The organism is Paenisporosarcina sp. P5_A11, assembly GCF_056400705.1.
The window spans coordinates 1-12,846 of the sequence record NZ_JBFUKT010000089.1 but is presented as its reverse complement, the minus strand read 5'-3'; the positions used below and the strand labels follow the sequence as shown (position 1 = coordinate 12,846).

Below are 12,846 nucleotides of genomic sequence, written 5' to 3'. Positions count from 1 at the left end.
GTGAAAGAATTTTGTAAAGACGGGGATGCAGTTTCACAAATTGAAATCGGCCATGAATCTTCTGTATTGCCTGAAGGTATCACTGTTATGGATACGCCAGGTGTTGATTCTACGGATGATGCACATCGGATGTCGACTGAATCATCCCTGCATTTAGCTGATATCGTTTTTTATATGATGGACTACAATCATGTTCAATCTGAATTGAACTTTAGCTTTACTAAGCAACTGATGAAATACAATGACAATGTGTATTTAATCGTGAACCAAATCGATAAACACCGTGAAAATGAGTTGACCTTTGAGCAATTTAAAGACTCAGTCCACTCTTCATTTGAAGCATGGGGCGTTGTGCCAAAAAAAATCTTTTTCACTTCATTAAAAGACAAAAATCATTTGTACAATGATTTTGAGGAAGTTCAACAAATTGTGATGTACAGCATGACGAATTGGCAACAACAATTAGTGACGTCATCCAATAATACTTTACAGAAATTACACGATGAACATCTTGAATATTTGCAAGATGAAAAAGAAGAGTGTAAAGAAACATTCTCTAGTGTGTTATCAGAGGAAGAATGGGCGACGAAAGAAGAAGTGCGCAAAACAGCTGAACTTTATCAAAAACAATTCACTTTGCTCACGTCAAAAGCTTGGATTGATACATTTGAACTCAATCGAAAAAAACTACTTGATAATGCGAACATGATGCCGTATGAACTTCGAGATAAGTTGAAATCGTATGTTGAAGCGAAACAGGAGAATTTTAAAGTTGGATTATTTTTTAGTGGGAAGAAAACAGAAGAAGAAAGAATGGCTCGTGGGCAACAAGTTGAAAAAGAATACGATGTCGTTATTCAATCTCAAATTGCGGGGCATATGCGTTCATTAATGAAACAATCAATAAAAGATGTTGGATTATTGAGCGATGAACAGTCACTAACGATTGATACAATTGAATTTCACCCACCATTACAATTAATTGATAAACAAATACAAAAAGGTTCTTTAGTTACAGCGGACTCGGTATTAAACTTTGCAAACCGTGTAGTAGAAGCAACGAAAAAATGGTTTATTCAACAAACTGATGGTTGGAAAAACGAACAAGCAAAAGCGATTGATGAATTACCAGAGGATGAATCTGGACAAGCGGATTCTAAATCTAGGGTGTATCAAGAAAAAGTATTAGCGATTGAATCGCTTGAGCAGTTAATCAAACAACTAGATGATTTTACAAAAGAATGGTCCATGCCCTCTAAACACGTTATTAAAGATTCTAGTGATTTAGTAGGGAAATGGGCTAAAAATCAAGTTATGGAAGAACAACAAATGATCCCATTTGATCCCACGATGATTCGAGTAAATGACAGTGAAGACAACACAGTTGATGTGCAAAACGACAGCCCTGAAACCGAAGTTGTTGCTTTAAATGAGACAATATCCCGAGCAAACTATATTGCGAATCAAATCGAACATATTCAAGGGTTTTCCGAAGTATCTCGCTATCTTCAAACGAAATCAAAACGTCTAGAAAATCAAGATTTCACGATTGCATTATTTGGTGCTTTCAGTGCTGGGAAATCATCATTTTCAAATGCCTTAATGGGTGCAAATGTTCTACCGGTCTCACCTAATCCTACGACAGCAGCAATTAATAAAATACGCCCAGTAACTGAAAATCACCCTCATGAAACGGCTGATGTGAAATTGAAAACGCATGATCAATTCTTTTCAGATGTTGCCTTTTCATTTCAGGCTATTGGATTAACAGTGACTTCATTAGATGAAGCGTATAAAACAGCTTCTGACGTAAATGAAATGCCATTGCAAAATGAAGGCTTACAAGTACACAAAGCTTTTATTCGTGCATTTAAAGAAGGTTATCCAACATTCAAAAATCAGTTAGGTACTACTCTGCGAGTCGGTCGTAGCGACTTTGAAGAATTTGTGGCTCAAGAAAACAAAAGTTGTTTTGTGGACACCATTGATTTTTATTATGATTGCGAATTAACGAGAATGGGCGTCACTTTAGTTGATACGCCTGGAGCAGACTCGATAAATGCACGACATACGGGTGTAGCATTTGATTATATTCGAAATGCTGATGCAATTCTCTTTATTACGTATTACAATCATGCATTTGCAAGAGCAGACCGAGAATTCTTAATCCAACTTRGGCGTGTGAAAGATGCCTTTGAACTAGACAAAATGTTCTTTATTGTAAATGCCATAGATCTAGCTACCAACGATGAGGAAGCAGAAGATGTTAAAAACTATGTGACCAATGAACTGCAAAGATTTGGCATTCGCTACCCACGTGTTTATGGTGTCTCTAGTCTACAAGCGTTAAAAGAAAAGGAAGAGTCGATTAACTTAGAATCAGGGATGACTGTTTTTGAAGAATCATTCCAACACTTCTTATCTGCAGATTTAAAAGCAATGGCTGTATTAGCTTTAGCTGAAGAAACTGAAAAAACGATCGAACGCTTGTCGGGATTAATTAAACAAACTGAATCAAATTTATTACGTAAAGAAGAACGTTTACAAGAACTTCGTCAGCTTGAACAAAAAGTACGTCAACGCTTTACCAGTTCCGCGGCAGGGGTAGTTACTAAAAATGCGTTCCAAGAATTAGACGAACTGTTGTATTATGTTTTACAACGCGTCTATTACAGGTACCCGGATTTCTTTAAAGAGTCTTATAACCCTTCTGTGTTTGCTAATAAAACTTCTCAAGAAGCGCTTGATTATGCCTTGAAAGAAACGCTTGCCATGTTAAGTTTTGATTTTGAACAAGAAATGAGAGTAACCAATTTCCGCTTAAATCAATGGATTAGCAAAGCGTTGCAACATCGTCAAAAAGACGACATCCATGTATTAAAAGAAATGAATAGTAGTTTCTCATTTGTTCCTTATGAAATGGCAGAAGCGAAATTACTTGAATTTGAAGGGCCTTTAACAAACTCTGCCCCTTATGTACATGTGAAGACTTATTACAAAAACAATAAATCCTTCTTTGAAAAGAACGAAAAAGAAAAGCTTCGGGAAGCTCTTCAAGTAGCAACTAAACCTGAAGCCGAATCCTATTTAGCACAACAAAATACACGGTTACGTGATTGGGCAACACATGTGGTTGATTTAGAAGGGGAAGGATTACGACAACATATTCTTCAAGAATCAATTCGTCAAATTGATTCTGAACGTTCAGCCATGCAAGAAACTAGCCGATTAGAAGAGTGGAAGGTTGTTTACGAGAAATTGTCTAAGGGAGAGTGACGTGATGGGAACAGTTTGGAAATCAGCAAATGAATTAGTAAGTTCACCTATTCGATGGGTAGATACGCGATTTTCGTTACAAGATGCCAAAGTGGGTAGAAACTTGTATGAACAAGGACATATTAGGGGGGCTGTTTATTTAGATCTTGAAAAGGACTTATCTGATATGACCAAGACATCAGGACGTCATCCACTTCCAGACAAAGAAAGCATGCAAGAACTTTTTGAATCTCATGGATTCGAGTATGGCGATCATATTGTCATCTATGATCAAGGTGGTATGCCATTTGCTGCTCGTGCATATTGGATGTTTTGTTATGCTGGGTTTCCAAATGTCACGCTAGTCCGTGAAGGATATGAAGCATTAGTTGAGTTGAGGGTTGAAGTGACGACTGCTGAGCCTAGTTATACAAAGTCTTCTTTAAACCTTCAATGGAACGAAGATATTTTCTCAACTCGTCAACAAGTTAAAGAAGTATCAGATGGTAAACAAGGTGTTTTATTAGATGCTCGTTCGGCTCCAAGATATGCTGGTGAGCATGAGCCTATAGATAATGTCGCTGGACATATCCCATCAGCACGAAACTTGGACTGGGAATTATTAAAAGAAGAAAATCAGTTTAAAGAAATACCGGATATCTTATCTGAAATCGAATCAGTTGTCGATAAACATGAAGAAATTACGGTTTATTGCGGAAGCGGGGTAACAGCTGCTCCATTATATGCGATGTTAAAAGAAGCAGGATACCCGAAAGTTAAGTTATATGTCGGGAGTTACAGTGACTGGATTACACAATATCCAGTCGAAAAAAGTTAAAAAGCGAGGAATCCAATGTCTTGGATTCCTCGCTTTAAAATGTATAAACAAAAAACGAAGAGAAAAATTCTCTTCGTTTTCGTGTTTTTATGTGAATACTTTATAATTTTTATGTGATACTACTGTTAAGTTTGAAGCGGCACCAATTTTTTTGGCATCTTCTTGAGAAATTTCAACAATACAAGAATTTTCTAGTATTTTGAAAATCGTAGCTTCAACTTCTACATCACGACGAACAAATGAGATTTTTTCTCTAATTCTACGAGCTTGTACAAATTCTGATACTATTTTTTCGTGTTTTTGAAACGTCAATTGAATTCCCCATTTCTATACAACGTATCTCAATTCGAATTCGTCATGCCCGAAACGAGCTAACATAATTCTCTTGAAAAATTTGTCGTATTATGAAGTTATTATTTTTTTATTATAACATAGTTTTCTGTTTTAATCTATCGTGCCTAATTACTTGGTATACTAAGGAAACAATAAAGAGTAGAAATACTCTTATATAAAGGGAGAGCTAAATGACAAACACAAATTTTAAAGATTTCGGTATCTCATACGACATTCTTCGTGCATTAAAAGGGTTAGGATTTACAGCACCAACAGAAGTACAAGAAAAAGTTATTCCCATTGCACTGACGAAAAGAGATATATCTGTTAAATCTCAAACAGGTAGTGGTAAAACAGCTGCATTTGGTATTCCAATTTGTGAGCTAGTTGATTGGGATGAAAATAAACCTCAAGCATTGGTTTTAACACCAACACGAGAATTAGCCATGCAAGTATCGCAAGACATCATGAGTTTTGGCCGATTCAAAAGAATTAAAGCAACGGCTATTTATGGGAAACAGCCTTTCRCGTTTCAAAGTTCAGAGTTAAAACAAAAATCACATGTTGTTGTAGGCACCCCCGGGCGTGTGATGGATCATATTGAACGAAATACATTAGACTTAAGCAAAGTTGAAATTTTAGTTATTGATGAAGCCGATGAAATGTTAAGCATGGGCTTTATCGAACTTGTTGAATCAATTATTAGTCATTTACCAAAAAAACGTTTAACAATGCTGTTTTCTGCGACACTTCCAAAAGATGTGGAAAAGCTTTGTCATAAATACATGGATAATCCTTTGGATATTGAAATCGAAAAAACGGAGAGCGTAAATCAACAAATTGAACACTCCGTATATGTTGTGAAAGAAGCAGAGAAATATGCATTGCTAAAAGACATTACGATCGTAGAAAATCCAGACAGTTGTATCATTTTCTGCCGTACAAAAGATAATGTAGACAAACTGGTCGACTTATTAGATGACGAAGGCTATACAGTGGATAAAATCCACGGTGGAATGGAACAAGATGAACGTTTTAATGTCATGAATGATTTTAAACGCGGAGATTTCCGTTATTTGGTTGCAACTGATGTTGCTGCCCGAGGTATTGACATTGACCGTATTTCACATGTCATCAATTATGATATGCCACTTGAAAAAGAAAGTTATGTTCACCGCACAGGTCGTACAGGAAGAGCTGGAGAAGTAGGGAAAGCCATTACTCTTGTTACTCCTTACGAAGACAAATTCCTGGCTGCCGTTGAAAAATATATTGGTTTTAATATTGACCAAAAAGATGCTCCGTCAAAACAAGATGTGGTACTAGCTAAAGCTGCATTTAAACAAAAAATGACAGAGCAGCCTGAGCTTAAAGTAGATAAAAATGAACAGTTAAACGAAAATATTACCAAATTATATTTTAACGGCGGGAAGAAAAAGAAAATACGTGCCGTCGATTTTGTTGGAACTATAGCAAAACTAAGTGGCGTAACTGCTCAAGATATTGGGATTATCAAGATTCAAGACAATGTATCTTACGTGGAAATTCTAAATGGTAAAGGTGCGATTGTCTTGAAACAGATGAGAGACACAACCATTAAAGGAAAATTATTAAAAGTTCATATAGCAAATAAATAATATTATTATGTAAACTTAATGTTAAATAAAAAACGCAGCTGCTATTTAAGCAACTGCGTTTTTATTCGTTTTCAATGGGGACTAAAAATTGGACCGATTTTGCTTTTAATTTAATCTCAATAGGTGTTTGTAAATATATTTCTCCATCAGTATCTACACTTTTCGGCTCATCTGTACGAATAACAATATGTTGACCTGTGTAATGTGTTACATTCGTCAAATCATCCGGTATTACATCTGGTTGTGCGAGTGAAAACCATTCACGAATAGCTAACATGGTGGACGATTGAATTAATAAAACATCCAACACTCCATCACTCGGATCAATATCTTCGAGCGGGAAGCGATGGGTACCAATTGATTTTCCATTCATAACGAGTATCATGACCGCGTGCTCTTCATAAGAAATACCATCAATTTCTAGATAAATCGGAAAAGGTTCGCTTTGTTTAAATGTTTGCAAAGCACTCATAAAATAGCTTAACTTTCCGTATCTGTCTTTTAAATCCGGATTGATATTTTCGGAAGCCTCAGTAATAAGGCCAATTCCAGCAAAATTCATAAATAAACTATTATTAATCTGTGCAATGTCAATTTCCCGAACCATGCCATTCACGATTTGGTGTGCAGCTTCGTTCAACGAAAGCGGAATTCCTAATGTTCTAGCGAAATCATTACAAGTTCCCCCAGGTAGTAAGCCTATAATCGGAAATTTATCCACGTTTTCTAATACTTGTACCGCAGTATGCAACGTGCCATCTCCGCCCATTAAAAATAAGACATCCGCATACGATGCTTCTATGCATGCGTGTTTAAATTCATCAGCTGAGAACGTCTGGACAATGGTTAATTGATGACAATGAGTTACGATAACTGGTACAACTTGCGATAAAGTTTGTTCAGCAGTAGCTTGACCTGCTTGTCCATTAAATAAAAGAACTCCGTGAATAAATCTCGGCACATTTTCACCTTCTTATGAAGTATAATATGGATTAAATCAGTTGAATTAACTATATCACATATCACAAGGAGTGAATAAATTGTCAAACAAAACGTATGAATATAACACGTATATCGCTTCAACTTCTGAGCGTGTCTGGACAGCATTAACAACCAGTTCAGATACAGCAGTCTATTTTTTTGGTCGCAAACTTCATTCTTCTTGGATAGTTGGTGAAAAAGTTACTTTTTTAAGAGACCTTGATGTGTTAGATGTTGTTGGTGACTTGATAGAATTTAAACCATATGAAAAAATCTCTTACACATGGACTGTTCCAGAAGATACTTCGATACGCAATCAACCATCTATCGTGACTTTTTTAATCAAACAACTTGAAGGAACAGTAAAACTTACTTTAATTCACTCGAATTTAGTAGAGACAGATTTTGCTGAAGCATCAGATACATTCGCAGGGCTAAATAACGGTTGGCCTGCTATTTTAAGTAATTTAAAAAGTTACTTAGAAACTGGTAAACCTTTACAAGCGATCAAAGCTTAAGTGACTAAATTTTTGTTGAACAAATAGCATCACAAAAAAGGCTCTGTTATACTCATAAGTATGTTTTAAATCGTTATCTTTTATAAGATAGCGATTTTTTTGTTGAAAAGGAGTTTTAATATGAACGATTTCTTTAACAGACAAGCGGACCAACATAATGTTCGTTTGAATAAAGTACAACAAAAAGCGGTTCTCCAAACTCAGGGACCACTGTTATTATTGGCATGCCCTGGCTCTGGGAAAACGACTACAYTTATCATGAGGATTGGCTATTTAATCGAAGAAATAGGAATCGCTCCCAATCGAATAAAAGCAATCACATTTAGTCGTGCTTCGGCAAATGATATGAAATCACGGTACGAACAATTCTTTCCATCATTAGGACAAGTTGATTTTTCGACGATTCATAGTTTGGCTTTTTCAGTCGCTTCACGCTATTTAAAGAGTCAAGGTATTGCTTTCACTTTGATTGAAGGAACAACAAATTCAAATATCCCAACGAAATCGCAAATTTTGAAGGATTTATATAAACAAGCATTGAAAGAAGACTGTTCAGATGATCAATTACAAGAAATGATGCACTTCATAAGTTTTATCAAAAACTATATGGTTCCTCAATCGGACTGGGGGCAAGCGACACTTCCAAATAAAGAAGCTGTAAAAATCACCATTCAATATGAAGCAATTAAATCACAAAATCCTGCTCACATTTGGCTCGATTTTGACGATTTACTCGTTCTTGCATATGAGGCCCTATCCAATGACAAAACCATTCACGCCGTATTTTCTAATTTGTATGATTATGTGTTAACGGATGAAAGCCAAGACACGTCCCGACTTCAGCATGCTATTGTCGAACAACTAGTGTCATCTCATCAAAATTTATGTGTCGTTGCAGATGATGATCAGACCATCTATTCGTGGCGAGCTGCAGACCCATCATATTTGCTCAACTTTAAGGAATCGTATCCACAAGCAAAAATATTGAAGATGGAACAAAACTACCGTTCCTCTCCAAATATTGTTACTGTTGCTAATCAATTAATTAAAAGAAATACAAAACGATACAAAAAAGAGATGTTTACCGAAAATAGCAAGAGTCGAGACATTGAAATAAAACAATTGCATGATGACCAAGCTCAAATGAGATATGTCATTTACGGACTTCTAGATTTAAAAGATACAGGAAGTGCAGCGATATTATTTCGTAATAATGCGAGTGCCATCCTTTATATTAGTGAACTTGAACGAAGAGGAATTCCATTTTATATGAAAGATGTGGATCAACGATTTTTTACTCACTGGGTCGTTGAAGATATCTTGAATTTCATGCGACTAAGTTTTAATTTAGAACGAAAGGATGTCTTCTTGAAGGTTGCACGCAAATTCAATTTGTATTTATCAAATGATCAAATTCGGAAATTTGAGCGCATAATTGAGGATGGTAATGTCTTTCAACTACTATCTCGACATGTTCAATTAAAGGATTATCAAATTCAATCCTTACTTGCATATGAAAAAGCATACGACCAAATAAAGAATTCACGACCTAAAACTGTAATCAAGCTAATTAGGGAGCAACTTGGTTTTGAACAAATGTTACAAAATAGAGCTGAAAAATTCGGATTCCGCATTGAAGTTTTACTAGACATCTTGAGTACACTCGAACAAATAGCAGAACCTTATACCACAATGGAAGCATTTGCGAAACGATTAAAAGATTTAGATAGCCTCACACAAAAAGCCAAAAAAATAAAAGATCCAAAAGCTGTTACGCTCTCGACTTTCCACAGTGCAAAGGGTTTAGAGTTTGATCATGTGTATATGATTGATTGTCATAATGGAACGATACCTTCCGACGAAGATTCGCGCGATGCAGAAAAGCTTGAAGAAGCTAGGCGCTTATTTTACGTTGGTATGACAAGAGCTCGACTTCATCTCGAATTATTAACATATGCCGAAAAAGATGGTAAAGAAAAGACTGAATCCCGATTTGTAAGTGAAGTTCGAAGTATCCTGTTGAAAAATAAAAAACAACAAGAATTAGCCATTTACCAAAAAGAGCATGCGAATCCCAATACTATATATCAAGTCAGCGAGCTCACTGCTGGTTTAGCAATCGTTCATACCAAATTTGGTGAAGGACACATCGTTCGAATAAAAAGTGATCGTGCTATTCTTCAATTTGAGGACAATCAAAAAGAGCTTTCCATTCAAATGATTATTGATAAAGGCCTATTAGCAAAAAACATACCACTCAAAGTAGTACATCCGATTGTTAGGTGATTGTTACATGAACGTCATGAACTATTGTTAGTATAAGAAGGAATCTATAGAGGTTGGTGGTTTAATTGAGTAAAAGAATTAACTTAAGTCAAGGTAAACTCGAAAAATGGGAAGAATCATTTGTTCCTGAAAAAGATATATTTTTTCTGCGTGAACAAGATCATCACTTACTCAAAGAATTTGGACACAATTGTTTATTATTCTCTAAGGAAGAATTTTCGAATCATCCTACGTATGCGGCTATTTCATATGCAAGTAGCTATACATATTGGACGTTAGCAGAGGATATCACAACGGTTGTGGTATTACCGCACCGGGTATTTCCTTCCTTGAAAGACTCAGTAAAAACAGAGATTTTAACAATTCAACACGAAATAGGGCGAGGGCTAATTTTTGAAAGCCGCTATTTCGATGGTATTTTAAGAGAACCAGCAAAATCGTTACTTTTACCTTATGAATTTGTCTCAAATAATAGACAATATATTGGTATTCAAAAAGAGGTTTGGAATCAACTCCCAAAATCGTTAAAATCAGATTTATTAAATCGAATTGCTTATGATTATGATACGCCTGGAATATTTGATCCTTATGTTCCTACGGAAGGTATGACAAGTACATATGTTAATGCGTATCCAAATGAACACGGTCCCAATTGCTTATCTTCAACCTTATTCGTTGCAGCTTCAATTTCTTCAGGTACGTTACTGGATTGGATTATTAAAGAATGGGTTCATCCAACGACGTTTATGAATGGGCTCAAGCAACTAGGTTATAAAGAAGCTCCACTTTCGAAAGACGCCATGTTTCCGCATGATATTTTAGTTTGGAGAGACAACCAAGAAAGAATTGTACATGCTAGTTTTCATATCGATCAACATTATTTCTTCAATAAAAATGGACAAACTTTCTTCAATCCATGGAAAACAGTTCATATGAGAGAGCTTGAAGAACAATGGGGTATGCACACTGTAAAAGTGTATCGAAAATAGCAGAATCAAAATAAATTGTTGTTAAAACTGATTGTTTTCTCTAAACTGAATATATGAAGTTTGAGAGGAAGTGCCGCACTTGAAACAATGGACAAAATCAATTGAAATTGATGTACCTATTGAAGAAGTATGGCAGTACGTGGACGGCGATTTAGAAAAGATGCAACAAATTATGCCGAATGTAGTAAGTAATACTCCAATAACTGTAACAGAAGACGTAGTAGGGAGTATTCACCGTCAAGAATATCGTGAAGGTAAACGTGTTGAGGCTTATGATGTGCATGTAACCGAATATGAAAATACGCCTACTCATAAAAAAATGAAAGTAGAGTTTGTTTTGGCTAATTGTTTTGAAATAACAGCGAAATATGAATTGGAGTCTATTTCGCCGTCTAAAACACGTTTAACTTACACGGCGACCAACAAAGCTTTAAAATGGTTCGTTCATCTGTTCTTGTTATTTGCTAATGAAAAAACGGTTGTCAAATTTGTAGCAAGCGTTAAAAAAGTTGCTGAAAGTAATCGCGCATAAACTTTGAGCGTCGCCTTAAGCGACGCTTTTTCATGTGTTTAAAGGAGAATAAACATGGTACAAGCTATAGGTATAGATGTAGGTGGCACTTTAACCAAAGTTGCTTTCTTTGAGAAAGATCATCAATTAAAATTATTGCATTTTCCATCAGCGTATCTTCATATTGTGAGTGATTGGATTACCTCATATAAAGAAGATATTCAAATCGGCTTAACAGGTGGTCGTGCAGAGCAGTTAAAAACATTTTTGCGTTCTCATGAAAATCTTCATTATTTAGTTGAATTCGATGCAACAATTGCAGGTGTGAATTATCAATTAAAAAAAGATAACCATCAATTTACAGATGCAGTCATTACGAATATTGGAACAGGTACATCCATTCATTCGCTCAAAGGGGCAGAACACGAACGAATTGCTGGGACCGGTATTGGTGGAGGCACGTTACTCGGGATGTCCGCACTCATGACTGGAATTCATCAATTCGATAAAATCGTCGAACTTTCTGCTTTAGGAAGTCGATCAGAAGTGGATATGTTGGTAAGTGATATTTATTTTGGCAATAAAACACCTATTGATGGAGGATTAACTGCGAGTAATTTTGGTGATGCAGGACTGAGACCCTTAATTGAACGTTCGAAAGAAGATGTGTTAGCAACCGTTCAAGGAATGGTCGGAGAAGTCATTTCGACATTAAGTATTCAATGTGCTTTTACTGAAGACCTCGAGCATATTGTTTATATTGGATCCACTTTAGCTCAGAACGAACCGCTTCAAAAGATTATTGGGGATTACACGAAGCGAAAAAATCGAACCCCAATATTTCTCAGGGATAATGGGTATAGTGGTGCAATCGGCGCTCTTTTAAGCAAAATTGATGGAAAATAATTCTTAATATTATTCCGTTTTTTCTAAAAATTCACCAACTTTTCATTTGCATTTAACTGGGATTCATGTTACATTAATAGAGGATTATTTTTGTTCGGATAAGAGAAAGACTTGTAAGAGATTTTATCTCCACGATTTGAGCAAGGATAGTAACACAATGTGTACAATTGTACACGAGGAGGATATACACATATGGAACAAGGTAAAGTGAAATGGTTTAACTCAGAAAAAGGTTTTGGATTTATCGAACGTGACGGCGGAGACGATGTATTCGTACATTTCAGCGCTATTCAAAGCGAAGGTTTCAAATCTCTTGACGAAGGTCAAGAAGTTACTTTTGAAATTGAGCAAGGCCAACGCGGTCTTCAAGCTACTAACGTAAACAAAGCTTAATTTTAAAAATTAACCTATAGACAGACTCTCTTTTGAGAGTCTGTCTTTTTGTGCATAAGAAAGTATAAGTTTATTAAAGCTACACCCTCAAACTTGGAGATTACTTTTCGACCATTCAAATTGTGTTTCCGACCAATTAAGTAACGTTTTCAACCATTCTCATGGAGTCGGACAACAGTTCCTATGGCAAAAGTTGAGC

At 35.9% G+C, this 12,846-nt stretch carries 11 protein-coding genes; 9 read left to right on the top strand and 2 right to left on the bottom strand.

The genetic code is table 11. The annotated features are described in order from the left end of the window. Both AC1DOS_RS12570 and AC1DOS_RS12565 read left to right on the top strand, forming a co-directional pair. Nucleotides 1–3,276, top strand: a 3,276-nt coding sequence (locus AC1DOS_RS12570) for a dynamin family protein (protein WP_477537778.1), incomplete at its 5' end; no start/stop codon positions are given. A 4-nt stretch (nucleotides 3,277–3,280) separates the two neighbouring features. Then, nucleotides 3,281–4,093 carry a sulfurtransferase gene (locus tag AC1DOS_RS12565; protein WP_477537777.1) on the top strand — a complete coding sequence of 271 codons (813 nt, stop codon included), beginning with the start codon at nucleotides 3,281–3,283 and terminating at the stop codon, nucleotides 4,091–4,093. A gap of 87 nt (nucleotides 4,094–4,180) precedes the next feature. Here the strand turns inward: AC1DOS_RS12565 and AC1DOS_RS12560 are convergent, their stop codons facing one another. Next, nucleotides 4,181–4,405, bottom strand: a complete 225-nt coding sequence (locus tag AC1DOS_RS12560) for a DUF2187 family protein (RefSeq protein ID WP_108585823.1) — start codon at nucleotides 4,403–4,405, stop codon at nucleotides 4,181–4,183. Between the two features lie 212 nt (nucleotides 4,406–4,617). Here AC1DOS_RS12560 and AC1DOS_RS12555 point away from each other — a divergent pair, with 212 nt between their 5' ends. Then, entirely contained in the window at nucleotides 4,618–6,063 is a 1,446-nt protein-coding gene (locus AC1DOS_RS12555; RefSeq protein WP_477537776.1) for a DEAD/DEAH box helicase, read from the top strand. Between the two features lie 61 nt (nucleotides 6,064–6,124). Here AC1DOS_RS12555 and AC1DOS_RS12550 read toward each other — a convergent pair whose 3' ends face one another. After that, nucleotides 6,125–7,024, bottom strand: a complete 900-nt coding sequence (locus AC1DOS_RS12550; RefSeq protein WP_477537775.1) for a diacylglycerol/lipid kinase family protein — start codon at nucleotides 7,022–7,024, stop codon at nucleotides 6,125–6,127. A gap of 79 nt (nucleotides 7,025–7,103) precedes the next feature. On the opposite strand from AC1DOS_RS12550, the gene AC1DOS_RS12545 reads away from it, so the two are divergent. The 6 genes from AC1DOS_RS12545 to AC1DOS_RS12520 all read left to right on the top strand — a co-directional run bounded on the left by AC1DOS_RS12545 (nucleotide 7,104) and on the right by AC1DOS_RS12520 (nucleotide 12,647). Next, nucleotides 7,104–7,562 carry an SRPBCC domain-containing protein gene (locus AC1DOS_RS12545; RefSeq protein WP_477537774.1) on the top strand — a complete coding sequence of 153 codons (459 nt, stop codon included), beginning with the start codon at nucleotides 7,104–7,106 and terminating at the stop codon, nucleotides 7,560–7,562. A 120-nt stretch (nucleotides 7,563–7,682) separates the two neighbouring features. Continuing rightward, complete coding sequence (locus AC1DOS_RS12540; RefSeq protein WP_477537773.1) at nucleotides 7,683–9,848, top strand: ATP-dependent helicase; 2,166 nt, start codon at nucleotides 7,683–7,685, stop codon at nucleotides 9,846–9,848. Nucleotides 9,849–9,913: 65 nt separating this feature from the next. Then, nucleotides 9,914–10,837, top strand: coding sequence for a hypothetical protein (locus AC1DOS_RS12535; RefSeq protein ID WP_477537772.1), 924 nt, complete (start codon nucleotides 9,914–9,916; stop codon nucleotides 10,835–10,837). A 79-nt stretch (nucleotides 10,838–10,916) separates the two neighbouring features. Continuing rightward, on the top strand, nucleotides 10,917–11,369 hold the full coding sequence (locus AC1DOS_RS12530) for an SRPBCC family protein (RefSeq protein WP_477537771.1): 453 nt from the start codon (nucleotides 10,917–10,919) through the stop codon (nucleotides 11,367–11,369). 54 nt (nucleotides 11,370–11,423) lie between these two features. Continuing rightward, nucleotides 11,424–12,254 (top strand): type II pantothenate kinase, encoded by an 831-nt coding sequence (gene coaW / locus AC1DOS_RS12525; protein ID WP_477537770.1) that lies wholly within the window; start codon nucleotides 11,424–11,426, stop codon nucleotides 12,252–12,254. Between the two features lie 192 nt (nucleotides 12,255–12,446). After that, nucleotides 12,447–12,647 carry a cold-shock protein gene (locus AC1DOS_RS12520; protein ID WP_016427350.1) on the top strand — a complete coding sequence of 67 codons (201 nt, stop codon included), beginning with the start codon at nucleotides 12,447–12,449 and terminating at the stop codon, nucleotides 12,645–12,647. The last annotated feature ends 199 nt before the right edge of the window (nucleotides 12,648–12,846 follow it).

Excerpts from the sequence above, each read along its gene's own strand:
- coaW (WP_477537770.1), top strand. The coding sequence starts at position 11,424 with ATGGTACAAGCTATAGGTATAGATGTAGGTGGCACTTTAACCAAAGTT.
- AC1DOS_RS12565 (WP_477537777.1), top strand. The coding sequence starts at position 3,281 with ATGGGAACAGTTTGGAAATCAGCAAATGAATTAGTAAGTTCACCTATT.
- AC1DOS_RS12520 (WP_016427350.1), top strand. The coding sequence starts at position 12,447 with ATGGAACAAGGTAAAGTGAAATGGTTTAACTCAGAAAAAGGTTTTGGA.